The sequence below is a fragment of the Kitasatospora sp. SUK 42 genome, from assembly GCF_015776785.2.
Taxonomy (GTDB): domain Bacteria; phylum Actinomycetota; class Actinomycetes; order Streptomycetales; family Streptomycetaceae; genus Kitasatospora.
Genome location: NZ_LFMD02000005.1, coordinates 565,100 through 588,860 on the forward strand (window position 1 = coordinate 565,100; position 23,761 = coordinate 588,860).

The 23,761-nt window shown below is 74.7% G+C and carries 22 protein-coding genes; 13 read left to right on the plus strand and 9 right to left on the minus strand.

Going from position 1 to position 23,761, the window contains the following annotated elements:
- Window positions 1-92: 92 nt before the first annotated feature.
- The 3 genes from RZ50_RS21110 to RZ50_RS21120 all read right to left on the minus strand — a co-directional run bounded on the left by RZ50_RS21110 (window position 93) and on the right by RZ50_RS21120 (window position 2,446).
- The gene (locus RZ50_RS21110; RefSeq protein ID WP_196952715.1) at window positions 93-1,454 is read right to left on the minus strand and encodes a glycosyltransferase family 2 protein; all 1,362 of its coding nucleotides are present in this window, start codon (window positions 1,452-1,454) and stop codon (window positions 93-95) included.
- A complete protein-coding gene (locus tag RZ50_RS21115; protein ID WP_196952714.1) occupies window positions 1,451-2,098 on the minus strand; it encodes an exosortase/archaeosortase family protein in 648 nt (215 codons plus the stop codon). The genes RZ50_RS21110 and RZ50_RS21115 overlap by 4 nt, the downstream gene beginning before the upstream one ends.
- A gap of 150 nt (window positions 2,099-2,248) precedes the next feature.
- Window positions 2,249-2,446: a hypothetical protein gene (locus RZ50_RS21120; protein ID WP_196952713.1), complete on the minus strand. Its 198-nt coding sequence runs from the start codon at window positions 2,444-2,446 to the stop codon at window positions 2,249-2,251.
- Window positions 2,447-2,836: 390 nt separating this feature from the next.
- On the opposite strand from RZ50_RS21120, the gene wecB reads away from it, so the two are divergent.
- From wecB to RZ50_RS21135, 3 genes are all read left to right on the plus strand, one after another.
- Entirely contained in the window at window positions 2,837-4,009 is a 1,173-nt protein-coding gene (wecB, locus tag RZ50_RS21125) for a non-hydrolyzing UDP-N-acetylglucosamine 2-epimerase (RefSeq protein ID WP_196952712.1), read from the plus strand.
- A gap of 95 nt (window positions 4,010-4,104) precedes the next feature.
- Window positions 4,105-4,560, plus strand: coding sequence for an archease (locus RZ50_RS21130; RefSeq protein ID WP_196952711.1), 456 nt, complete (start codon window positions 4,105-4,107; stop codon window positions 4,558-4,560).
- 44 nt (window positions 4,561-4,604) lie between these two features.
- Complete coding sequence (locus RZ50_RS21135) at window positions 4,605-6,032, plus strand: RtcB family protein (protein WP_308271983.1); 1,428 nt, start codon at window positions 4,605-4,607, stop codon at window positions 6,030-6,032.
- A gap of 131 nt (window positions 6,033-6,163) precedes the next feature.
- Here RZ50_RS21135 and RZ50_RS21140 read toward each other — a convergent pair whose 3' ends face one another.
- Window positions 6,164-7,654 carry a carboxylesterase/lipase family protein gene (locus RZ50_RS21140; protein WP_196952710.1) on the minus strand — a complete coding sequence of 497 codons (1,491 nt, stop codon included), beginning with the start codon at window positions 7,652-7,654 and terminating at the stop codon, window positions 6,164-6,166.
- 100 nt (window positions 7,655-7,754) lie between these two features.
- On the opposite strand from RZ50_RS21140, the gene RZ50_RS21145 reads away from it, so the two are divergent.
- The 7 genes from RZ50_RS21145 to RZ50_RS21175 all read left to right on the plus strand — a co-directional run bounded on the left by RZ50_RS21145 (window position 7,755) and on the right by RZ50_RS21175 (window position 14,113).
- Window positions 7,755-8,396 carry a TetR/AcrR family transcriptional regulator gene (locus tag RZ50_RS21145; protein ID WP_196952709.1) on the plus strand — a complete coding sequence of 214 codons (642 nt, stop codon included), beginning with the start codon at window positions 7,755-7,757 and terminating at the stop codon, window positions 8,394-8,396.
- A 61-nt stretch (window positions 8,397-8,457) separates the two neighbouring features.
- A complete protein-coding gene (locus tag RZ50_RS21150; RefSeq protein ID WP_196952708.1) occupies window positions 8,458-9,504 on the plus strand; it encodes a TIGR03617 family F420-dependent LLM class oxidoreductase in 1,047 nt (348 codons plus the stop codon).
- 284 nt (window positions 9,505-9,788) lie between these two features.
- Window positions 9,789-10,223: a hypothetical protein gene (locus RZ50_RS21155; RefSeq protein WP_196952707.1), complete on the plus strand. Its 435-nt coding sequence runs from the start codon at window positions 9,789-9,791 to the stop codon at window positions 10,221-10,223.
- Complete coding sequence (locus RZ50_RS30195) at window positions 10,220-12,034, plus strand: GMC family oxidoreductase (protein ID WP_217680688.1); 1,815 nt, start codon at window positions 10,220-10,222, stop codon at window positions 12,032-12,034. Before RZ50_RS21155 ends, RZ50_RS30195 begins: the two co-directional genes overlap by 4 nt.
- Complete coding sequence (locus RZ50_RS21165; protein ID WP_196949302.1) at window positions 12,031-12,873, plus strand: hypothetical protein; 843 nt, start codon at window positions 12,031-12,033, stop codon at window positions 12,871-12,873. The genes RZ50_RS30195 and RZ50_RS21165 overlap by 4 nt, the downstream gene beginning before the upstream one ends.
- Window positions 12,870-13,562 carry a DUF402 domain-containing protein gene (locus RZ50_RS21170; protein ID WP_196949303.1) on the plus strand — a complete coding sequence of 231 codons (693 nt, stop codon included), beginning with the start codon at window positions 12,870-12,872 and terminating at the stop codon, window positions 13,560-13,562. Before RZ50_RS21165 ends, RZ50_RS21170 begins: the two co-directional genes overlap by 4 nt.
- 32 nt (window positions 13,563-13,594) lie before the next feature.
- Complete coding sequence (locus tag RZ50_RS21175; protein WP_254802894.1) at window positions 13,595-14,113, plus strand: hypothetical protein; 519 nt, start codon at window positions 13,595-13,597, stop codon at window positions 14,111-14,113.
- Here the strand turns inward: RZ50_RS21175 and RZ50_RS21180 are convergent.
- From RZ50_RS21180 to RZ50_RS21200, 5 genes are all read right to left on the minus strand, one after another.
- Window positions 14,079-15,119: a bile acid:sodium symporter family protein gene (locus RZ50_RS21180; RefSeq protein ID WP_196949304.1), complete on the minus strand. Its 1,041-nt coding sequence runs from the start codon at window positions 15,117-15,119 to the stop codon at window positions 14,079-14,081. The two genes, RZ50_RS21175 and RZ50_RS21180, sit on opposite strands and share 35 nt — an antisense overlap.
- The gene (locus RZ50_RS21185; protein ID WP_308271989.1) at window positions 15,116-15,394 is read right to left on the minus strand and encodes a hypothetical protein; all 279 of its coding nucleotides are present in this window, start codon (window positions 15,392-15,394) and stop codon (window positions 15,116-15,118) included. The genes RZ50_RS21180 and RZ50_RS21185 overlap by 4 nt, the downstream gene beginning before the upstream one ends.
- Window positions 15,391-16,275: an oxaloacetate decarboxylase gene (locus tag RZ50_RS21190; RefSeq protein ID WP_196949305.1), complete on the minus strand. Its 885-nt coding sequence runs from the start codon at window positions 16,273-16,275 to the stop codon at window positions 15,391-15,393. Before RZ50_RS21190 ends, RZ50_RS21185 begins: the two co-directional genes overlap by 4 nt.
- A 279-nt stretch (window positions 16,276-16,554) precedes the next feature.
- Entirely contained in the window at window positions 16,555-17,403 is an 849-nt protein-coding gene (locus RZ50_RS21195) for a class I SAM-dependent methyltransferase (RefSeq protein WP_308271992.1), read from the minus strand.
- 168 nt (window positions 17,404-17,571) lie between these two features.
- Window positions 17,572-18,108, minus strand: a complete 537-nt coding sequence (locus RZ50_RS21200) for a PadR family transcriptional regulator (protein ID WP_196949309.1) — start codon at window positions 18,106-18,108, stop codon at window positions 17,572-17,574.
- Window positions 18,109-18,267: 159 nt separating this feature from the next.
- On the opposite strand from RZ50_RS21200, the gene RZ50_RS21205 reads away from it, so the two are divergent.
- The 3 genes from RZ50_RS21205 to RZ50_RS21215 all read left to right on the plus strand — a co-directional run bounded on the left by RZ50_RS21205 (window position 18,268) and on the right by RZ50_RS21215 (window position 23,639).
- The gene (locus RZ50_RS21205; protein WP_217680690.1) at window positions 18,268-19,617 is read left to right on the plus strand and encodes an MATE family efflux transporter; all 1,350 of its coding nucleotides are present in this window, start codon (window positions 18,268-18,270) and stop codon (window positions 19,615-19,617) included.
- A 422-nt stretch (window positions 19,618-20,039) separates the two neighbouring features.
- Window positions 20,040-21,320 carry a S53 family peptidase gene (locus RZ50_RS21210; RefSeq protein ID WP_254802896.1) on the plus strand — a complete coding sequence of 427 codons (1,281 nt, stop codon included), beginning with the start codon at window positions 20,040-20,042 and terminating at the stop codon, window positions 21,318-21,320.
- Between the two features lie 969 nt (window positions 21,321-22,289).
- Entirely contained in the window at window positions 22,290-23,639 is a 1,350-nt protein-coding gene (locus RZ50_RS21215) for a serine hydrolase (RefSeq protein ID WP_196950376.1), read from the plus strand.
- Window positions 23,640-23,761: the final 122 nt, after the last annotated feature.

A 23,761-nucleotide genomic window follows, 5' to 3' on the forward strand; every position in this document is an offset into this window, starting at 1 on the left:
TTCGTGTGTGGCAGGTTGAGGGTTGTGGGTCCACTCCGCCGACGGGCCGTGGCGTTCGGCCGCGGGCCCCGGCCGCGGAGAAGTCTCATCGGTCAGGCGGCGGCGATCTCCTGGGCGGCGGGCAGCGGCTCGGCCGTGCGCGCCGTCTTCTGCCAGGAGCCCTTGCGCCGCACGATCCGCCAGAAGGCGCGGACCGCGACGATGTAGGTGGTCGCGGCGTAGACCGCGAGCGCCAGGCCGTAGCCGAGCGCGGCCCGGCGGCTGATCCCCGGTTCGCTGCGGCGCCGGTAGAGCGGCCCCCAGACGGCGAACTCGGCGACGCCGACGAGGAGGTAGAGCGCGATCAGCAGAGCACCGCCCTGGCGGAGGAAGGCGAGGACGAACTCCGGGTAGGCGACGATGTTGTAGGCGAAGGCGGCGATCGGAACGGCGTACACGATCAGGCCGATGACCTGGAGCCAGGGCTGGACCATGAAGTAGAGGACCTCCAGGAAGCCCATCGTGGTGAACTCGCGGGAGCTCCAGATCCGGCGCAGGTAGGGCGCGCACTGCATCGCGCCCTGGGCCCAGCGGACCCGCTGGGTGATCAACTGCCGTACGTTCCAGAGGGCTTCCTGGTCCACCCAGGCGGTCGTGGTGTAGCCGTTGCGCCAGCCGGCGAGCATCATCCGCAGCCCGAGCTCGAAGTCCTCCAGCAGCGCCCTGCCCCACGGTTCGCCGTCGCCCCGCTCGATCGAGCGCAGTGCGCTGAGCCGGTTGGCCTGGCCGTTGCCGCCCACGTTGACCGTCCCGGTGTGCCGGCGGGTGATCTGGATGGCGGAGATCGGCCCGCGGAACTCGATGTCCTGCATCCGGGCCAGCAGCCGGGCGAAGCGGTTGGCGAGGCGGCCCCGGCCGGGCAGTGGCACGGCCACGTCGCGGTTGGACATCCGGACCTCGACCTGGACGGCGCCGATGGCCGGGTCGCCGAAGAACGACGGTCCGGCGAAGCAGTCCAGCATGCCGGGGGAGGGGCGTCCGTCGGCGTCCAGGACGGTCACGACGACCCGGTCGGCGTCGGTGTCCTCGGGCAGCCAGGCCTGGAGCGCCCGGTAGGCGGTGTTCAGGGCGTCGCCCTTGCCCGTCCGCGCCTGCGGCAGTCGCCGGCTGACGAGGTGGACGGGCCGGCCGGCGTCCATCCGGGCGCGCACCACCTCGGCCGTCCGGTCCTCGGAGTGGTCGTCGATGACCCAGACGCGGGCGTCGGGGAAGTGCCGGGCGAGGTAGTCGAGGGTGGTGCCGATCACGGCCTCCTCGTCCCGGCAGGGGACGAAGAAGTGCCAGCTGAACCGGGTCGGGTCGCCCGGGGTGTCCGGGCGGGCCCGCAGGAAGTTGCGCACGATCACGCCGACGTAGGCGAGGAAGCTGACCCCGAGGACGAAGGACAGGGATATGGAGACGTCGAGCAGGGTCACGGCGCACCGACCTCCGCGTCGTGGGTGGACGCGTCGCGGGCGGACGTGTCGTGGGTGGACGTTCGGGTGATCAGGAAGAGGAAGAGCAGCAGGGCGATCACGGCGGCGGCCATCATCAGCACCGAGCCGAACAGGACGTGCGTCCAGCCGAACCCCTCGTCGCCGTAACGGTTCTGCATGGCGACGATCAGCGTCAGGCGGCCCAGGTTGGCGGCGACGACCAGACCGGCCGCCAGGACGAAGCCCAGCAGCACCCGGGTCGGCCGGCGCGAGCCGAACAGCAGCAGGACGCCGGACAGCAGGGCGAGCGGGGCGATCAGCAGGGCGCTGCTGCACCCGGTGGTCAGTGCGATCCCGCGCCCGAACCCGCCGTCGCCGCCGGCGTAGAGCACGGGCGCGTCGGGGGAGGAGAGCAGCATGGTCCGCAGGCCGAGCGCGTGGGAGACGAACCACTGCGCCCCGGCCATCTCGCGGTAGCGGTAGTAGCGCTCGCCGACGACCAGGAACCCGCACAGGCCCAGCAGCAGCGGCCCGGACACCCCGGCGAGCAGTCGGCCGGACAGCGGGGTGCGGCCGTGCTGCGGCAGGTGCGAGCGGGCCGGCCGGGAGGGCCGGGAGGGTTGCGGGTACACGTCTGCGGTCACGAGGAATCCCCCTGGGGAAAGGCGGGTTGGCGGGACGGCGGGCGGCGGTCGGGCCCGTCCGGTCCGCGTGGTCTGTCAGGTCGTTCCGGTCCGCCCGGTCCGCCCGGACCGGTGGGAGGACCGGTGGGCGGACCGGCGCTCCGGGGCCGGCTACGCGTCGTCGCGGCGCCGGCCGGTCGGCTCGGAGCGGTCGGCGGCGAGCCGGCTGCGCCGGAGCAGGACGGCTCCCAGGACCACCAGGGCCGTCGCGGCCGCCGCCGCGAGGCCGAGGCCGGGTGAGCCGGTCGAGGCGAGTACACCGCCCCCGGCCGCCGCCGGGGGAAGGCCGCCGCCTATGGGTCCGTACATGGGCAGGTTCCTCTCGTTGCGACCGGGTCGTCCCGATCTGCGTTCTGGCAGCCGTATGGTGCTGTGCCGATCGGATGTTCGGATGGGCACGCCGCGCCCATTCGGGTGTAAATCACCCATTTGCCTCAATCGGTCGCGCAGGAACGATGATCGGACGGGTGGTCGGCGACGGTGATCGCCGGTCAACCCCGCCTTCGGGAGGCGGGTTTGAGGGTCCGAAGGGTCGACCGGGTCGGCCGGCGGGTGGTCGCCTGCGGGCCGGACCAGGGCGTATTAGGCCATGAGGGTGACATTGGGTCGATGTATGGATCTTTCTTTCGAATCCGTCCATATCGTCTGCTGATACTTCCTCGGCACACCCCCTCCACCCCTCGCCCCCTTCGGAGCGTCATGTCCTCGACCGATGTCGCCCTGGTCTTCGGAACCCGGCCGGAGATCGTCAAACTCGCCGGAGTGGCCCGCCTCCTGGGACCGCAGGCCCGCGTCGTGTGGAGCGGCCAGCACTGGGACCCGGCCCTCACCACCACCTTCTTCGCGCAGTACGGCCTGCCCCGCCCGCACCACCTGCTGAAGGGCGTCGGCGGCGAACCGCGCGGCCGGCAGATCGGCCGCATGGTCAGCGCGCTGAGCGACCACCTCGCGGCCCGCCCGCCGGCCGCCGTCGTCGTCCAGGGCGACACCAACACCGCCGCCGCCGGCGCGCTCGCGGCGCACTGCGCCGGCATACCCGTCGTCCACGTCGAGGCCGGCCTGCGCTCCTTCGACCCCGACATGCCCGAGGAGGCCAACCGCCGCCTCATCGCCCCCCTCGCCGACCTGCACTGCGCGCCCACCGCGACCGCGGCGGCGCACCTGCTGCGCGAGGGCGTCGAACCGGAGCGGGTGGTGATCACCGGGAACACCGTCGTCGAGGCGACCCTGGAGACCCTGCCCGCCGAGGCCGAGGCCCGCCGCATCGTCGCCGGGCACGGCGTCACCCCGGGCGGCTACGTGCTCGCCACCATCCACCGCCCCGAGAACACCGACGACGCCGCGCGGCTCGCCCAGATCCTCGACCAACTCGCCGCCCTCGACCTGCCGGTGCTGCTGCCGCTGCACCCCCGGACCCAGGGCGCCGTCGACGGGTTCGGCCTGCGCGCCTCCGCCGCCCGGCTGCGCCAGATCGAGCCGCTGGACCACGCCGCCTTCCTCGCCCTGGCCCGGCACTGCCGCCTGCTGGTGTCGGACTCCGGCGGGATCCAGGAGGAGTGCACGGTGCTCAAGCGCCCGCTCGTGGTGGTGCGCAACTCCACCGAGCGCCCTGAGGCGGTCCAGGCCGGCTTCGCCCGCCTCGCCCGCCCGGGCCACCAACTCGCGCGGGCCCTGCGGGACTTGCTCGACGACCCGGCCGGCGCCGAACGGCTGGCCCGGCTGCCCTCCCCGTACGGCACCGGGCAGGCGAGCGCCGACATCGTCACCGCCGTGCGCAACCGCTACCTGGCCCGTGAACGGCCCTCCGTTCCGGGGCCCGACCGCGAGCTCGTGACGCTCGCGGCCGCGGCGGCCGAGCTGAGGCCCGTCTGACGGCTCCCGGCGGCCGCGCGCCCCGGGCTTGCCCCCGGGCCGCCCCCGGGACGAGGCTGGAGGGAGGACGGAAACGGGCGCGGGAGGCGTCACTCGTGGACGGACGCGAGTCCGCGGGCCGGACCGGCAGCGGCCACCGGAGCGTGCCGCACACGGCGGACCTGCGGGTGGAGGCGTGGGCGCCGACGGCCGAGGGCTGCATCGGCGAGCTGGTGCACGCCGTCGTCGGCAGCTTCGCCGAACTCGGCGGCGCCCGGATCGTCGGCGAACGCGCCTGCACCGTGCTCGCGGTGAGCGACCCGGACCTGCTGGCCGGGGTGCTGGAGGAGGTCATCTACCGGATGGACGCCGACGGCGAACTGCCCGCCGCGCTCGCCCTCGGCCCGATCCGCGGCCTGGACGGCGCCCGGAGCATCGAGGTGCGCTTCCGGATGGCCGACGCCGCCACCGCCGCGCTGGTCGGCGCCGTCCCGAAGGCCGTCTCCCTGCAGGGCCTGGAGCTGGCCGCCGGGCCGGACGGCTGGACCTGCGCGGCCACCGTGGACGTCTGAGCCGTGGACCTTCGAGCGCGCGCGACGGGAGCGGGGTGAGCGAGGTGGAGATCGCACTGACCGAGGCGGGCCGTCACCGCTGGCGGATCGAGCCGCACCCGCCGATGCGGGTGCCGGGCGTGGTCTTCGCGAACGACGCGCTGCTGCCGCAGGCCGCCGGGGACCGCGCGCTGGAGCAGGTGGCGAACGTGGCGACGCTGCCCGGGATCGTCCGGGCCTCGTACGCGATGCCCGACGTGCACTGGGGCTACGGCTTCCCGATCGGCGGGGTCGCCGCCACCGACGTCGAACAGGGCGGGGTGGTCTCGCCCGGCGGCGTCGGCTTCGACATCTCCTGCGGGGTCCGGCTGCTGGCCGCCGGGGTCGGCCGGGACGAACTCGACGCCGAACGCCTGCGCCGGCTGATGGACCTGCTGGACCGCACCGTCCCGCGCGGTCTCGGCCGCGGCGGACTGTGGCACCTCGCCGGGCCGGAGGAGCTGGACGACCTGCTGCTCGGCGGCGCCCGCTACGCCGTCGAGCACGGTCACGGCGTGCCGCGCGACCTCGAACGCTGCGAGGACCGGGGCGTCCTGGCGGGCGCGGCCCCCGGAGAGGTGAGCACCCGGGCCGTCGAACGCGGACTGCAGCAGGTCGGCAGCCTCGGCTCGGCCAACCACTTCCTGGAGGTGCAGGCCGTCGACCGGGTGCACGACCCGGAGACGGCGGCCGCCTTCGGCCTGCGGCCCGGCCAGGTCTGCGTCATGATCCACTGCGGCTCGCGCGGCCTCGGCCACCAGATCTGCACCGACCACGTTCGCGCCATGGACCGCGAGCTGCACCGCTACCGGATCGAGCTCCCGGACCGCCAGCTCGCCTGCACCCCGGTGGACTCCCCGCGCGGCCGCGCCTACCTGGGTGCCATGACCGCCGCCGCCAACTACGGGCGGGCCAACCGGCAGCTGCTCTCCGAAGCCGCCCGCCGGGCCTTCGCCACCGCCCTCGGCGTCGGGCTGGAGCTGGTCTACGACGTGTCGCACAACCTCGCCAAGCTGGAGACCCACGAGGTGGACGGCGTGGCCCGGAGGCTGTGCGTCCACCGCAAGGGCGCCACCCGGGCCCTGCCGCCCGGCGACCCCGACCTGCCCGCCGACCTCGCCGAGGCCGGGCAGCCGGTGCTGGTGCCGGGCACGATGGGCACCGCCTCGTACGTCATGGTCGGGCTGCCCGGCAACGAGGCGTTCAGCTCCGCCTGCCACGGCGCCGGGCGGGTCTGGAGCCGCCACCAGGCACTGCGGATGGTGCGCGGCGAGCGGCTCAGGGCCGAGCTGGAGGCGCACGGCATCGCCGTCCGCCCCGCCTCGATGCGGGCCCTGGCCGAGGAGACGCCCCAGGCGTACAAGGACGTGGACGCGGTGGCCGCCGTCACCGAGGCCGCCGGCCTGGCCCGGCAGGTCGCCCGGCTGGTGCCGCTGGGCGTGTGCAAGGGGTGAGCCGGCCCGGCCCGCCGGATGGCCTCGGGGCTGTGGGCTCGGCGGAATCGGGCGCTTCGAGAAGGCGGTGCCGCGCCGCAGCTCCTGAGGTTCCGGGCCGCTCCCGTTCCGGGCCGCTCCCGCCGCCTGCGTCACACGAGGTCGAAGGCGGCGGGGGTGCGCCCCGTCCAGATCCGGCGGGAGGCCTGCTCGGGGTAGCGGACGGTCTCCGAGCGGGCGTCGAACACCCGGGTGAGCTGCCGGTCCGGCTCGAAGGCGGCCCACCCGGGGTCGCCGGTGGCGACGAACCGGATCCAGGCCTGTTGCAGCTCGGCGGAGACCTGGACGGCCTCCGGGCCGGGCGGGTCGCCGAGGAAGTGCCGGGCCATCGGGCTGTCCAGGGTGCCGAAGGCCAGCGGAACGTCCAGGCCGTGGCAGGCGCCGAACACCCCGCCCGCGGCGGGGGCCGGGAAGGCCAGCTCGAAGAGGTGGGAGGTGCCGCCGGCGGCGGTGTTGCCCTCGGCCAGGTGGAGCGAGGGCATCCGGAACAGGGCGTCGGAGCCGACCGCTTCGAGCAGTTCCCCGGGCGTGGCGCCGGGGAGGGCGGCGCGGTAGGCGTCCGGGCCGTCCGGTCGCGGGGCGAGCTGGTCCAGGGCGGTGCGGGCCTCCTCCTCCGTGAAGGTGCCGTGCCGGCCGCTGAGCACGCTGAACAGCCGGAACTCGTCGCGGGTGTGGCCGACGAGCAGGGCGGTCCCGGCGGCCCGGCCGGCGGCCAGGGCGGCCCAGGGCTCCTCGGTCAGCACCTCGCCGTCGACGACCGGAACGGTGGCGACGCCGGTCTGGGCGAGCCGCCCCCAGCGCTCCAGGTGCTCCGGGAGTGCGGTGCCGAGGTCGGTGACCGCGGCCGCCAGGCGCCAGGGGTCCACCTCGGCGAGGGCGGTGGTGGTGGGGGCCGTGCCGAGCCGCTTCGCCAGCTCGGCGGTGACCTCGGCGGCCAGTGCGGGGGTGCAGAGGTTGCCCCCGACGGTGTGGGCGATGGCACGGTGGAACAGGCCGCGTGCCCGGTCCATGGTCAACAGCGCGGCGACCGATGCGGCGCCGGCGGACTGGCCGGCGACGGTCACCCGGTCGGGGTCGCCGCCGAAGCCGGTGATGTTGTGCCGCACCCACTCCAGGGCCGCGATCTGGTCGAGGAAGGCGCGGTTGGCGGGGGCGCCGGGGAGCAACGCGAAACCCTCCGCGCCGACCCGGTAGTTGACGCTCACCACGACCATCCCGGCCCGGGCCAGCCCGACCGGGTCGTACAGCGGGTCGCCCGCGGTGCCCGAGATGAACGCGCCGCCGTGGATCCAGACCAGCACCGGCAGTCCGGCCGCGCCCGGATCCGGGGTGCAGACGTTGAGGGTGAGCCAGTCGGTGCCCTGGGTCGGCTCGGCGGGCAGCGGCCCGGACTGCGGGACGACGGGGCCGAACTCGAAGGCCTCGCGGACGCCGTCCCAGGGCTCGGGCGGGGCGGGGGCGGCGAAGCGGAGCGCTCCGACCGGCGGTCGGCCGTACGGGATGCCGCGGAACACCGCGAGTCCCCGGTCCAGGAAGCCGCGGACGGTTCCCTCGGTGGTGGGGGCGACGGGCTGGACGAGCATGTGGACACTCCCTCCCTCGGAATGCCATCAGCGTTATCGGTCAGCTGTATTATGTCAAGCGTATGGGAAAGGTTCGAGGAGTCTTCGAGGAGCGCCGGGCATGCCCAAGCAGGTGGACCACCAGGAGCGCCGCGAGACCATCGCCCGGGCGCTGTGGCGGGTGGTGGAGCAGCGCGGCACCACGCACCTGACCCTGCGCGAGGTCGCCCGGGAGGCGGGCATCTCGCTCGGGCAGTTGCAGCACTACTTCGGCTCCCGGGCGGAGCTGCTCGGCTTCGCCACGGACCTCGCCGGGGAGCAGAGCGCGCTGCGGGTCGGCCGGGCGCTGGCGGGGCTCGGCGAGCGGCCGCACCCGCGCGCGGTGCTGCGGGCGATGCTCGTCGAGCTGCTGCCGCTGCACGTCGACTCCCGCACCACCAGCCGGATGAGCGCCGCCTACGTGCTGGAGGCGCTGCACGACGAGGAGGTCCGCGAGCGGGCACGGGGGGCGCTGTCGCGGGGGCGGGCGATGGTGGAGCAGGTCGTCCGGCAGGCGAGCGCCGACGGGCTGATCGCGGCCGACCGCGACCCGGTGGTGGAGACCGACCTGCTGCTCGCGCTCACCGGGTTCACCACGCTGCTGGAGCTGGGCGTGGTCGAGCCGGCCGCCGCGCTCACGGCCGTCGACCGGCACCTGGACCGGCTGTTCGAGGTGGCGGGCCGGTCTGCGGGTGAGGCGGAGGGCGGGTCCTCGGGCCGGTGACGGCGTGGCAGGCTGACCGGGTAGCACCGCAGCCCGCGACCAGGAGTACCAGGAGCACCACGTGGACCGACCCGCCGCCCTCCGCCTCGACGCCACCGCCTCCGGGCACCCGGCGGGCATCCTCGACGCCGCCGAGCGGGCCGAACGCCGGGGCATGGACCGGCTGGTGGTCGCCGAGACCGCCTACGACCCGTTCCTCCAGCTCGCCCGGGCCGCCGACCGCACCGAGTCGATCGAACTGGCCACCGGCATCGCGGTGGCCTTCGCCCGTACCCCCATGACGCTCGCCTACCAGGCCTGGGGGCTGCACGCGGCCTCTGGCGGACGGGCCGTCATCGGGCTGGGCTCGCAGGTCAAGCCGCACATCGAGAAGCGCTTCGGGATGCCCTGGGACCGTCCGGCCGCCCGGATGCGCGAGTACGTGCACGCGGTGCGGGCGATCTGGAACAGCTGGCAGACCGGTGAACGGCTGCGCTTCCGGGGCGAGTTCTACACCCACACGGTGATGACGCCGGTCTTCTCGCCGGACCCGGTCCCGGCCGGGGTACCGCGGATCCTGCTGGCGGGCGTCGGGCCGCTGATGACCCGCACCGCCGGGGCGGTGGCCGACGGCTTCCTCAGCCACCCCTTCTCCTCCACCGCCTACCTGACCGAGCAGGTGCTGCCCGGGCTGACCGGGGAACGGGCGCGGGCCGAGGCGGAGGGCGCCGCGTGGACGGGGCGGCCGTTCGAGATCGTCGGGAACGTGCTCACCGCCACCGGCCGTACCGAGGAGGAGCTGGCGGCCAACCGGGCCGGGGTGCGCGAACGGCTCGCCTTCTACGCCTCCACCCCGGCCTACCGGCCGGTGCTGGCGCAGCACGGCTGGGAGGGCCTGCAGGAGGAGCTGCACACCCACTCGGTGCGGGGGCGCTGGGCGGAGATGGCCGCGCTGATCGACGACGAGGTGTTCGACACCTTCGCGGTGTCCGGTTCGGTCGAGGAGGTCGCGCGGGAGATCCACCGCCGGTACGCGGGGCTGGTCACCCGGCTGTCCGTCAGCCTGCCGGAGGACGCGGACCCGGAGCTCGGACTCGACGTGCTGGCGGCGGTGCGCGCGCTGGGGTGAGCGGTGCGCCGGCCGGGGGGAGCGGTGCGTCTGTCGGGGGGAGGCGTCTGCTGGGGTGAGGCGTCTGCCGGGGTGAGCGGAATCTGACGCCGGGCGGTCGGGGAGTGGCATCGATCGATCGGGAGCCGGCCAAGAACGGGCACATTCGGGCAAGCGGTTTCCGGTGGCACGGACGGGCGGCAGGATCGCGCTGAAGTCGGACAGGACGGGCCGCGCGGCCGGGACGGCGCGCTCCGGTCGGGTCCTGACCGCCCGTTGCCGATCGTGGGGGTGCCCGCGTGTCCGTGTCCGACGATCGCACCACCGCCCAGGGCCCGTACGGGCCCCGCCGCGAGAGCGGGGACCAGGGCGAGGGGGGCGAACACGCCGAGAGCTGGGAGTACGCCGAGAGCGAGGAGTTCGTCGAGGCCGACGAACTGGCCGAGCTCGACGAGTTCCTGCGCGTCTGCGCCGAACTGACCGGCTTCGACGTGGCCGAACTGCGCGCCACCGGCATGGCGCAGGAGCACCACCGCACCGCCCTGGCCCACCCGGCCCGCGACGAGCACGCCCTCGTCCACCTCTGGTACGTCGGCGCCTGGCCCGGCGAGGCGCCCACCTCCGCCCGCGCCCACGACCAGGGGCTGGTCTGGCGGACCTTCCACGGCAGCCCGCCCGGCACCGCATCCCCCGGCCACGGCAGCTGGGCCCTGGCGCCCCGCGGGGGTGAGGAGCGGTGACCGCCCGCTGGGACGCCATCGTCGTCGGCGCCGGCTTCGCCGGGAGCCTGGTCGCCCACCGGCTCGGCGCACACGGCTGGCGGGTCCTCGTCCTGGAGGCCGGACGGGCCGCGCCCGGCGCCGCCGAGACCGCCACCGCCCACCGCGCCGCCGGCGGCGGCCCGCCCACCGCGCCCTACCCGCACAGCCCCGACGCGCCGTCACCCGACGTCACCGACCTCACCGGACGCCCGGACGGCGGATTCACCGCCACCGGGCACCTCCGGCAGCACGGACCGCTGCCCTACGCCAGCGGCTACCTGCGCGCCAACGGTGGCACCGGGCTGCTCTGGACCGGTCTCACCCCGCGCATGCACCCCGAGGACTTCCGCACCGGCGACCTCGGCCACGGCCGCAACTGGCCGATCGGCTACCACGACCTGGAGCCGTACTACCGCGAGGCCGAGCAGGAGCTCGGCGTCGCCGCCGACGCCGAGGAGCAGCGCCGCGCCGTCGGACTGCCCCTCCCGGACGGCTACGCCTACCCGATGCGGGCCATCCCCGCCAGCTACCTCGACCGGCAGCTCGCCCGCGCGCTCGACGGCCGGAGCGTCCGCGACCCCGCCATGGCCGACCCGGCCCGGCTCGCCGTCACCGGCACCCCGCACGCCCGCAACGGCCGGCCCGGCCGGCCGGGCAGCCGCGTCGGACCGCTCTGCGAGGGCAGCGCGAGCTGCGTCCCGGCCTGCCCGACCGGCGCCAAGTACACCCCGCTGCGCACCCAGGCCCGCTGGGCGTCCGGCGTCGAACTGCGCACCGAGGCGGTGGTCGGCCGGGTGGTCGCCGACCCGGTGACCGGACGGGCCACCGGCGTCGAGTACCTGGCGGGCGGCACCACCCACCGGGTCGACGCCGACCTCGTGGTGCTCGCCGCGCACGCGATCGAGAACGCCCGGCTGCTGCTCCTGTCCGGCCTGGCCAACCGCAGCGACCAGGTCGGCCGGAACCTGATGGACCACCCGGCGCTGCTCACCTGGGGCCTGATGCCCCGACCGGTCGGCCCGTACCGGGGGCCCGGCTCCACCAGCGGACTGGAGGCCTTCCGCTTCGGCCCGTCCCGGCGCCACCGGGCGCCGTTCCGGATCGAGATCGGCAACTGGGGCTGGTCCTGGGCCGGCGGCACCCCCGAGGCCGAGGCCGCCGACCTGCTCGCCGCCGGACTGCGCGGCAAGGAGCTGCGCGAGCGCCTCGGCGACCGGCTCGGCCGCCAGTTCTCGCTCCAGTTCGAACTGGAGCAGCCCGCCGACCCGGCCAACCGGGTCACCCTCGACCCGGACCGGCGCGACCCGCTCGGCCTGCCCGCACCGGCGATCCACTACGACCTCTCCGAGTACGTCCGCGAGGGCATGGCCTCAGCCCGGGCCGTCTCCGACCAGCTGTTCGCCCTGCTGGGCGCCGAGGACCACACCGCCTACCCGGCCGTCCGGTGGCCCGGCCGGCTCGAACACCGGGGCGCCGTCCACGGCTACCGGGGCGCGGGCCACGCGGGCGGCACCCACCTGATGGGCGACGCGCCCGGCACTTCCGTGGTCGACCACTGGCAGCGCAGCTGGGACCACCCCAACCTGTACGCCGTCGGCTGCGGCTCGATGCCCTCGCTCGGCACCTCCAACCCCTCGCTCACCATGGCCGCCCTCGCACTGCGCAGCTCCGACCGGATGCACCGGGAGCTGCTGGAGCTGAACCGGCCGGTGGCCATCCCCGCCGCCCGCACGACCGCGCCCCCTCCTCCCCGTACGCCCGCACCCCCTTCCTCCTCGGAGCCCGTATGACCGGCCTGCCGCTGCCGCCCGTTCCGGAGCCGTACCACCTGCCCTTCCACTACGGAGCCCTGCACAACATCGGTGTCGACTACCTGGTCGAGCCCGAGCGGGCCCGCCGACTGCTCGCCAAGCGCCACCCGGGGCTGGCCGTCGCCGCCTTCGACGGCGGGGCCTGCGTGTCGCTCAACTACCAGCTGTACTTCGCCCAGTATCCGAACGGCGGCGGCATCACCCAGGAGGTGGAGATCAACCTGATCGCCCACCCGCTCTTCGCCGAGGAGCGCATTCCGGCGGTCAACTACGGGCAGTACGCCCGGGGTTACGACCAGACCAAGCTGCTCGGCATCGCCCGGCTGCACGTGCTGTGCGACAACCCGCTCGCCATCGACGCCGGGCGGCGGCTGTACGCCGAACCCAAGCGGCCCGGCTGGTTCGAGACCACCCTGCCCTCGCTCAACGCGCCCGCCGTGCGCGAGCGGTGGACCGTCTCCTGCCGCCGCGCCACCCTCGGCGCGGACGGGCTGCGCCGCCACGAGGACGAGATCCTCGCCCTCGACGTCGACCTGATCGGGCTCACCCCCGAGCCGGTCAACAACACCCCGATCACCGGCTACGGCACCGACGACGAGGGCAAGCTGCTCGCCGGACCGCTCAACGTCCACCAGCCGTACCGCTACTACGCCCTGGACGACCGCACCGCCGACCGCGTCCGGCTCGACCTCGGCAACCCGGCCGAGGAGCCCGCCCGGGACCTCGCCCGGCTGATCGCCGACGCCCAGGCCGCCGGGGTCTGGACCTACCAGTCCCCGCCGGTCGCCGCCCACAACCGCGCCTACTACATCCGGTGACGGCCCGAACGCCCTCCTCCGAGGGCCTCCCGCCGTTCGTTCCGGGTAGGACCGCCGTCCGCCGGGACATCGCGCGTGGCCGGGTCTGGTCGGCCATGCCGTACACCGTGCTCGCGGACGACGGCGCCACCCTGACCCTGGCCGCCCGCCCCGGTATCGAGAGCCTGGTGCCCGACAGCTGGACCACCGCGCAGCGCACCGGGAACGCCGCCGACCGCATGCGCGGCATCGACGGCCTCGCCGCCGGACACTGGGAGCTCGACAGCTGGACCTGGCGCGACACGGTGACGCTCGGCCACTTCACCGCCGGGGAGCCGTTCAGCGTCCACCGCTTCCTGACCCCCGAGGGCCGGCCGTTGCGCTGGTACGTCAACTTCGAGCTCCCGTACCGGCGGACCGCCATCGGCATCGACACCCTCGACCTCTACCTGGACCTGGTGATCGCCCCCGATCTGTCGACACACACCTGGAAGGACGAGGACGAGTACGCCCAGGCCCGGCGCCTCGGCCTGATCGACGAGACGACCCACCGGCAGGTGGACCTCGCCCGCGACCGCGCCCTCGCCCAACTCCGCGACCGCACCGGCCCGTTCGCTCCCGACCCGGCCGCCTGGACGCTGCCGCCGCCCGGCCCGCTGCCCGTCCTGCCGGCCACCACCCTCAGCACCCCTGCGGCCACCTGGGCCTGACGGCCGGCCGCCTGCTAGCCTGGCGCGCCGACATGGACGAGAGCAGCGAGAACGGCGAGAGCAGCGAGAGCGGTGAGCCTCGCGGGACCGGTCGGACCGGTGCGACGGGCGACGCCGAGGCGCTCAGGCACCTGCACGACGGCGGAGACTACCGGCGGCTGGCCGAGCGGACGGCCGACCCGGACGTGCTGCGCCAACTGGCCCGGGCCGAATACCCGTTCGTCTGGCACGCGATCGCCCGGAACCCCGCCACGCCCGCCGAGGTGCTCGCCGCGCTGTCCACCCGGCGCCACAGCACCTGGAACGACAACCGGCTGCTGGAACTGCTCGCCGCGCACCCCGCCCTCACCGGTGCGGCCCTGAACGCACTGGTCGACCTGGTGGCCGTACGGCTGCGGGCGGAGGACCGCCCGTACGCCGCGGTGCTGGAGCTGGCCCGGCGGTCGGAGGTGACGGTCGAGCGGCTGCACTGGTTGGGGCATCTGCCGGGCGCCTCCGCCTGGTTGCGGCGGGGGATCACCCGGGCGTTGGCGGCGCGGGCCGATCGGTGAGCGCGGCCCGGGCCCGAACGCCGGGCGAGCCTGTGGCGGGTGCCCGGGCCCAGTGCGCGGCGAGGGCGGTGCCGACGAGCAGTTGGAGCTGGTGGTAGGCCATCAGCGGCAGCACCATCGCCCCCGCCTCCGGCCCGAACAGCACGGTGGCCATCGGCAGACCGCTGGCCAGGCTCTTCTGCGAGCCGCACAGCATCGCCGCGACCGCGGCCGGCCGGTCGAGCCCCAGCAGCCGGGCGCCGAGGCGGGTGGCCGCCAGGACCGTGGCGAGCAGGGCGAGCAGCACCGCGAGCAGCCCGAGCAGGGCCGGCAAGGTCGCCTGGCTCCAGACGCCCTGGGCCGTCGCCGCGCTGAACGCGGTGTAGACGACCAGCAGGATCGAGCCGCGGTCCACCGGGGCCAGCACCCGTCTGTGCCGGGTCAGGAGGGCGCCGAGCCAGGGCCGCAGCGCCTGCCCGAGCAGGAACGGAGCGAGCAGCTGCGCCCCGATCCGCAGCAGCCCGTCGGCGGACGGCCCGGTGTGCGAGCCCAGCACTCCGGCCGCCAGCAGCGGGGTGAGGAGCAGCCCGGCGAGGCTGGAGTACGTCCCCGCGCAGATCGCCCCCGGGACGTCGCCTCCGGCGGCCCCGGTGAGCGCCACCGAGGACTGCACCGTCGACGGCACCAGGCAGAGGAACAGCACCCCGGCCTGCAACGGCCCCGTGAGCGGGACGGGCGTGAGCAGCGCGGTGGCCAGGCCGAGCAGCGGGAAGAGACCGAAGGTGGCGGCGAGCACCAGCCCGTGCAACCGCAGGTGACGCAGCCCCGCCAGCGTCTCGCGGGTGGAGAGGCGGGCGCCGTAGAGGAGGAACAGCAGCGCCACCGCGAGGTCGCAGGCCGTTCCGGCGAACCGGGCCGAGGGGCCGGAGGCCGGGAACAGGGCGGCCAGGGCGACCGCCCCGGCCAGGGCCGGCAGGTACGGGTCGAGCCGGCGCGGACGGGCGGTGCGGGTGGGGTGGTCGGTCATCGGGCACCTCCGCGCAGCAGACCTCCGGTCGGCGACCCGGCACCCGCGTGGTCGCCGGCTGCCGAGCCGCTGCCGCTCTGGAGGCCGGCTGCCCGGTCGACCTCCAGCCAGGAGTCGGCGTTCGAGGTGTCGATGACGGTGATCAGGGCGCCACCCGCGGCGGCCGGGGCAGCCCCGACGACGAGCACGGTGCAAGCCCCGGCCGGCGCCAGCGCGGTGGCCCTCGGCACGGTGCGCGGGGAGGGCGGCGCGGGCCCGCGCGGGCGGGCCCTCACCCGGACACCGCCAGGAGGGCGCGGGAGCGGGTGAGGTTCCGCTCCAACAGCTCGGTGGACTCCCGCACCCCGACCCGTCGGCCCTCGGCGGCCGTGGCGGGCAATCGCCCGTCGGAGACCTTCAGCCCGGCCAGCGCCTCCGCCATCGCCCGGTGCGCGGCGAACAGGCACGGCGTGCTGTAGATGGCCACGTCCACCCCGAGCCCGGCCAGCTCGGAGAGCGAGAGCCTGGGGGACTTGCCGCCCTCGATCTGGTTGAACAGCAGCGGCCTGTCGCCGACCACGCGGCGGATCCGGCGGATCGACTCCTCGCTGCGCACGCCGTCCACCAGCACCACGTCGGCCTCCGTCTCGGCGAGGGCGCGGGCGCGGCGCAGGATCTCCGGCTCCTCGGTGGCGTCGGTGCGGGCGACCACCAGGAGGTCGGTGCGGTTGGCGAGCACGGCGTCGAGCTTGGCGAGGTACTCGTCCAGCGGGAGGACCTGCTTGCCGTCGGCGTGGCCGCAGCGGCGGGGGCGCTTCTGGTCCTCCAGGACCACGCCCGAGGCGCCGATGCGCTCCAGCCTGCGCACGACGTGGCAGGCGACCTCGGGATCGACGTAGCCGTCGTCGATGTCGACCAGCAGGTGGTGCCGGGGGAAGGCGCAGCGCAGCCGTTCGACGAAGCCGACCATGTCGGGCCAGGCGATGAAGCCGATGTCCGGCAGGCCGTAGTAGGAGGCGGCGAAGCCGAAGCCGGAGACGAACATGCCGTCGTAGTGCTCGGCCGCGATGGAGGCCGAGTACATGTCGTGGACGCCGATCAGCGGCGTGGTGCCGGGGCTCGCGATCGCCGCGCGCAGCCGCCGACCGGGACCGGCCGTGGTGGAACCGTGGAACAAGGGACTCTCCTCACCTGCGGTGATTTTGCCTGAACTTGGCCTTGCCTAGACCAAACTGAGGTGTCATCACTGTGCGCCCTTTAATGTTCCGTGGGCAAATCTTTAAAGGAGATTCCCTCGTGTGAGTGAAGGGTGGGCGTGAATGTATGTCAGGAATATGAGATGGAAAATAAAGTCCGGGCATGCCTGACCGCCCGGCCGACCAGGGCCGTTGCGTTCCGGGGGGAGTGGACGGGGCTGCGGGTCGGGCCGTGCGGCGAGGCTGTGCGGTGCCGCGCGTCAGATGGTGCGGCGCTCGCGCAGCGTCCGCAGCACGCGGCGGGTCGCGCGGGTGGCGACCGGCGGCAGCAGGTCCAGCGCCAGGCGGCGCGAGGTGGAGCGCACCGGAGCCTTGACCTGGTAGTTGAGTCGCAGCACGCGCCGCCCGGCGATGGTGTCCTCGTCCACGGTGTAGCCCGCGGCCCGCCAGTCGTGCTCCAGCAGGGACTGCCGGACGGCCCCGGTGTCGCCCCAGGTGCCGTAGAACTTCATCGGGGTGAACAGCACCGGGTGCAGGCCGCCGGTGAAGACCGCCTCCCAGACCGCGGCCGAGACACCGGGGGTGTGCTCGGAGCGGTAGTCGTCCAGCGCGACCAGGCCGTGCGCGGAGAGCGCCCCGCGCGCCACCGCGATGTCCCCGGCGACGTGCTCGTAGAGGTGCGAGGCGTCGACGTGGACGAACCGGCAGCTGCCCGCCCGGATGCGGCCGTCGGCCAGCGCCGAGGTGGGCGCCTGCACGATCTCGGGCAGTTCGTCGTGGAAGGCGAGGTAGTTGGACTCGAAGGCGCTGCGGGTGAGGGTCTTGCGGTAGGACATCGCCATCTCGGCCGCGTTGTCGGCGTCGCCCGCCTCGGAGTCGAACAGGTCGCAGACGGTCAGCCGCTCGCCCGGCCGCAGGTGGTCGCCGAGCAGGACGGCGCTGCGGCCCAGGTAGCTGCCCAGCTCCAGGATGTCGCCGGTGATCCCGGCCGCGCTCTGGGTGGAGAGCAGGTGCCCGAAGGCGGCCCGGTCCAGGCCGAAGAACCAGCCCGGGATGTCGTCCCGCTTCAGCGGCGCGGGGTGGACGGCGACGGTCTCGTCAGTGGGCACGGCGGCCTCCAGGGGACGGGCGGGGCGCGGCGGAGGGGCACGCCGCGGAGGGGGCGCCGTGGGCGTGTGGCAGGTCATCATAGCGACGCACGGGCCTGGTGTGACCTGGTCCGGAACCGCAGGGTTTCCGCCCCGCGACCTGCCGTTCGGCAGGGGCCGCGCCGCGCCCTACGCGCCCTGGCGTTCCAGGCCTGCGACGGTCTCGGCCAGCCAGGCCCGCTCGGCCGTGGTGGAGGCCCGGGCGACGAGCAGCATTCCGCGCCGGAACGGGTTCGGCTCCCGCTCGGCGGTGACCGGTGAGCCGTCCCCGTCGTGGAAGAAGCTGCTCGGCGCCTCCAGGAAGGCCAGCCGGCGGCGGAGCACGGCGGCCTGCCGGGACGGGTCGGCCAGGTGGTGCAGGAAGGCGGCGAGCGCGAAGAAGCGCATCTGGTCGGTGATCTCGCCCTGTTCGGGGTCGGCCAGTCGCCGCAGCAGCTCCGCCCGGCCCTGTTCGGTCAGCTCCAGCGTCTGGCGCGGCGCCGCCCCGCTGCCCGGCTCGCTGCGGCGCTCCAGCAGCCCGGACTTCTCCAGCCGGGTGATCGCGGGGTAGAGCGCACCGTCGCTCACCGGCCGGACGTGACCGGTCAGGCCGGTGATCCGGGACTTGAGCTCGTAGCCGTGCAACGGCTGGTCGTAGAGGAACCCGAGGATCGCGAGCGTCAGCACGATCGAAGCCCTTTCATCGGCGTGCATCCCATGACGCGGCCATGCTACCTCTTGTCGAGATACATCGAACCGAGGTATCTCTATTCGAGGCAAGCGCCGGGCCGCATCGGCCGAACAAGGCCGAACGAGCCGAACAGGAACGAGGAACAGGGGGGAACCATGCGCGGGCACCTGCCCCGCCTGGCCGCATCGGCCGGACCGATCTACGTGGAACTGCTGTCGGGCGTGATCGCCTCGGTGATCGGCACCTTCTGGGTGGCCGGCCTCGGCGGGGCCGCCGTCGCCGCCGTCACCCTGGCCGGCACCGTCGAGAACCTGCTGCTGGGACTCGTCCTGGTGGTCTCCTCCGGCACCAGCGTGCGGCTCTCCCGCGCCCTCGGCGCCGGTGACCACGACGACGCCGCCCGGACCACCCGCGCCGCCTGGCGCCTGTGCGCCGTCGGTGCCTCGGCCCTCGCCGTTCCCGGCTTCCTGCTGCGCGACAGGATCGCGGCCGCCTTCCTCGACGGCGAGGCCGCGACCCGGGCCGGGGAGTACTTCGCCGTCGCCTTCCCGGCGTTCGCGCTGTTCTTCGCCCAACGCGTCGCCGACGAACTCTTCAAGGGCGCGGGCGACACCCGCACCCCGATGCGGATCGCGCTGCTCGGCAACGCACTGCTGCTGGTGCTCGATCCCCTGCTCGTCCTCGGCGCCGGCCCGGTGCCGGCCCTCGGCGTGCCGGGTGCGGCCCTCGCCCTGGCGCTCTCCCGGGCGATCGCCTTCGCCGTCACCCTGCGCCTGCGCTCGCGCCCGCGGTCAGAGCCCAGGCCGCAGCCGCGAGCCGGGGGCGGAGTACGGGGCGTGGGCCCGGCGGCCCTTCGCATCCTGCGTGCCGGTGCACCCTTCGGGCTGGACTTCACGGCCCGGATGGCCGTCGGCACGGCCCAACTCGCCCTGGTCGCAGGCTTCGGCGTCGGGGCGGTGGCCGGGTACGGAATCGGCTACCGGCTCCTCCTCGTCGCCACCATGGCCTTCTACGCGCTGCGCCAGGCCGCCGCCATCCGTGCCGCCCGCCTCGCCGGCGGCGGCGCGACCGCCGCGCTGCGCGACCTCCGCCGAGCCGCCGTCCGTCTGGCCGTCCTGCTCGGCGCCGCGGCGGCCCTGATGTCGGTGGCCCTCTCCGGTCCGCTCACCGCCCTCTTCACCGACGACCGGTCCGTGGCCGTCCAGTCCGTCGGCTTCCTGCGCGCGGCGGCCCTCTACCTCCCCCCTTACGCCCTGGTGGTCGTCCTCGGCGGCGTCCACCAGGCGACGGGCGCCGGCCGGGCGCTCGTCCTGTCCGCCCTCCTCGGCCTCGGCGCCCAACTCGCCGCCTCGGCAGTCCTGTCGGGGGTGCTCGGGGTGACCGGCGTCTGGCTGGGCCAGGCGGTGGGGGCGCTGGTCCAGCTCGGCCTGGTGCTCGTCCTCACCCGTCGCGGGGCCGTTCCGGTGGCGGGCCGTCGGGCGCGGAGCCTCCATGCCGTCGAGTGACGGGGCCGAGGCGCGATCGAACCGGTGCGGCCGCCCGCGGTACGAACCCCGGATGCTCCGGGGCGCGGCAAGGTGACGGTGGGTCGGTGCGGCGGCGCGAGGGCGCCAGTGGCGGGAGTCCGCCCGGTCAAGCCTCGGTCATGGGGTTCACCGCGAGCTTGTCGGCCCGTTGGTGCTTCGCTACCTTTCTGGCGCTGACGTCCAGCAGGCGCAGCACCACCTCCTTGGCATGCCCGGATCATTCCAGCTCCCGGCCGGACCGCCGTCATCCCTGAGCGATCGACGCCCCGTACCCGCCGGACCTTCCGGGCGCCGTCTGCACGGGCGCGACTTCCCCCACCCCCGGGCCGGTGCGCCGGCCGGAAGCAGGACTTCGGCGCGCCGTGTGCCCGGGGCGACAACCCCCATCAGGGAGGCGCAAGTTGCACAGCCTCATCCGCTCGGCCCTGCGGCGCGGCGGACTCCGCGCCACGACCGCGTCCCTCGCGGTCGGTGCCGTGGTCGCCGCCGGGCTCGCCGTGGCGGCGCCCGCCGGCGCCACCGCCGCGACCGGCACCAGCCAGGCCGACGCCCATCGGGCCGGCACCAGGCACGTCTGTGCCCGGCCGACCCAGCCCCACCAGATGGCCTGCCTGGCCTTGGTGCGCACCGACGCCGTCCAGCCGCACGCCTTCTCGCTCGGCGCCGTGTCCGCGGACGCGACGCCCTCCGGCTACGGGCCGGGCGACCTGCAGAGCGCGTACGGCCTGCCGGCCAACGGCGGCGCCGGGCAGACCATCGCCATCGTCGACGCCCAGGACGACCCCAACGCGGAGTCCGACCTGGCCACCTACCGGGCGCAGTACGGCCTGCCGGCGTGCACCACCGCCAACGGCTGCTTCCAGAAGATCGACCAGAACGGCGGCTCCAACTACCCGACCCCCGACACCGGTTGGGCGGGCGAGATATCGCTCGACGTCGACATGGTCTCCGCCGTCGCCCCGAACGCCCACATCCTGCTGGTCGAGGCCAGCTCGGCGAACATGTCCGACCTCGGCGCCGCGGTCAACCAGGCCGTCGCCCAGGGCGCGAAGTTCGTCTCCAACAGCTACGGCGGCCCCGAGGACGCCACCGACACCACCTCGGACAGCCAGTACTTCAACCACCCCGGCGTCGCCATCACCGTCTCCTCGGGCGACTCCGGCTACGGCACCGAGTACCCGGCCGCCTCCCAGTACGTCACCGCGGTCGGCGGCACCTCGCTCACCCCTGACTCCAGCTCCCGCGGCTGGAGCGAGAGCGTCTGGGGCTCCAGCTTCGGCGGCAACGGGGCCGGCTCCGGCTGCTCCTCCTACGACCCCAAGCCGAGCTGGCAGACCGACAGCGGCTGCTCCGCCCGCACCGTCGCGGACGTGTCGGCGGTCGCCGACCCGGCCACCGGCGTCGCGGTCTACCAGACCTACGGCGGCAGCGGCTGGGCCGTCTACGGCGGCACCAGCGCCTCCTCGCCGATCATCGCGGGCGTCTACGCCGACGCGGGCACCCCGGGCGCGAGCGACTACCCGGCCCGGTACCCGTACGCGCACACCGGCGCGCTCAACGACGTCACCAGCGGCGCCAACGGCACCTGCTCGCCGTCCTACCTCTGCACCGCGGGCCCCGGCTACGACGGCCCGACCGGCCTCGGGACCCCCAACGGCCTGACCGCCTTCACCGCCTCCTGATCCGACCGATCCGACCGATCCAACCGATCCAACTGGATCCGACCGATCCGAGCCGAACCACCCGGTGGGGCCGCGGCGTACCGCGGCCCCACCGGCATGTCCGGCCGCTCCGGACACCGGAGGCCCTCCGCGCACTCCACGTCACATCCGCACCGGGCCCCCGTCGTATTCATCCGCGCCGCTTCCGGTCCTTCCGGTCGCATTCCGGAACAGCCGCCCCAGGTGTCAGCGGAATCACTCGGCCATTCCTGCGAAAACCTGGTGACGGGCCGTCCGCATCCGGAAGCGATGGTTTCGGCCAAAGAATTCACATCCGCCAGCAGGCGTTCCGGGTGCGGCCGGGAGTCGCACCAGGGATTTTGCGGATCAGATTCTGATGAGAGTCGCTTTCCGTTCAATCTCAAGGGGTTGCGAGCGGGTGACCGGCCGTGAAGACTGTTCCGCGTTCGTCGATCCGAGTGTTCGGGCCGACGAGGATTGCGCGGCTCTCGCGGCCGGTGCGGAGGCTTCCGTACGGCGGTCGCGGGGAGAGGGATCGCAAGGGGGATGGGTATGCCGAGTGCGGCGATCACGCAGGTCAGGGCCGTAGCGGTGACCGGACGGAACGTCCGGGAATCCCGTCCGGGCCAGCCGGCGGGGTGAAGGCATTCGACTGTTCGCCGTTCCCTCGTGCGGCTCGGAATTCCGGTCGCATTCGCACCGTCCGCTCGGGGAGCGCCGAAGCGGTCCGGAACGACTGCGCGCGGGCGGGTTCGACGCCGTGCCGGCAAGGCGCCGGGTGATTCCCGTTCATGCTCCGCCGACGGTCGCCGGCAGGGCTTCCGCGCATTCCCGTCGTTCCCGCGAGTCCTGAGGCAAGGAGCGCAGATGACGGGAAAATGCGCAGGGCGCTCCCCGCTAATCAGAAATTAATCCGCGGACGCCCAGCCGGGTCCGTACCCGAGAACCAGTCAACGGGAGCTTCCGTCCATGCCGTACCGCACCTCCGCGCCGGTTCGCGAGCGCGCGCCGTACCTCTTACGCCGCGAACTACAGCACCGGCTCGACACCCTCGCGCACACCCACCGGGTACCCGGCGCCCAGCTGGTCCTGGACACCGGGTCAGAGGTCCTCGCGCTGCACACCGGTGTGGCCGACGCCGCCACCGGCACCCCGTTCACCGGGGAGACCGCCGTCCCGGTGGGGTCGCTCACCAAGCCCTACACGGCCGCCCTGGTGCTGCTCCTCGCCGACGACGGCGACCTCGACCCCGACGACCCGATCGCCGACCACCTTCCCGAGCTGCGGGGAATGCCAGAAGTAACGATTCGCCAGCTGCTCAGCCACACCGGGGGACTGCCCACCGGGCCGGACTCCGACGCGGCCGCCCGCACCACCCCGGCCCGCTACCTGTCCGCCGTGTGCGCCGCCGGGGAGGAACTGTTCCCACCCGGGGCCGACTTCTCCTACTCCAACGCCGGCTACGTCGCCGCCGGACGCCTGGTGGAGGCCGTGACCGGCATGCCGTGGCACGAGGCCGTGCGCACCCTGCTGCTCGAACCGCTCGGCACCGTGCCCCAGTTCCTCGACCCGGCCGCACCCGCCCGCCCGGTCGCCGTCGGCCACGCGCTCAACGCCGCCACCGGCCTCGCCCGGCCCGTCCGGCAGAACCTGGCGCCGCTGGAGGCGCCGGCCGGAGCCCTGCTGGCCAGCGCCCTGGACCTCGCCGCGCTCGGCAGCGCCCTGACCGGCCGGCACAAGGCCCTGCCCGCCGCCGTCGCCGAGGAGCTGCGCCGCCCGCAGCCCGGCGCCCGGCCCGGGGCGCTCGCGGACGGCTGGGGGCCGGGCGCGGCCCTCTACCGGCAGGACGACCGGCTCTGGTGCGGCCACGACGGCAACGCCATGGGCACCTCCTGCCACCTGAGGGCCGAACCGGACAGCGGCGTGGTCGTCGCCTTCACCGGCAACTCCGGCACCGCCACCGCGCTCTGGCACGAGCTCGCCGCCGAGCTGGCCGAGCTGGCCGACGTACGGGTGCCCGCCGCGATCGCGCCGTTCGGCTCGGGCGAGCACGTCGACCTGCCCGGGTGCACGGGCACCTACGTCAACGGCGGGATCCGCTACCGGATCGAGCCGGGCCGGGACGGATCGCCCACGCTCTCCGTGGACGGCGACCTCCCGATCCCGCTGCGCTGTTCCGCCGACCTCTCGTACGACCTGGTCGCCCCGGACACCGGCCGCCCCGAGCCAGGCGGGCGCTTCCACCGGGATCCCGCCACCGGCGTGATCGACCGGGTGCAGGTGTCCGGGCGCACGGCCCGCCGCGCCGACCCCGCCTGAGCGGCCCACCGCAGGCCCCGCCGACGCGGCCCACCCCGCAGGCCCCGCCCGAGCGGCTCACCCCGCCGGCCCGTACCGCGGCCACCGCCGCCACACCCGTCCCCACGGAGCTCCCGCCCGCC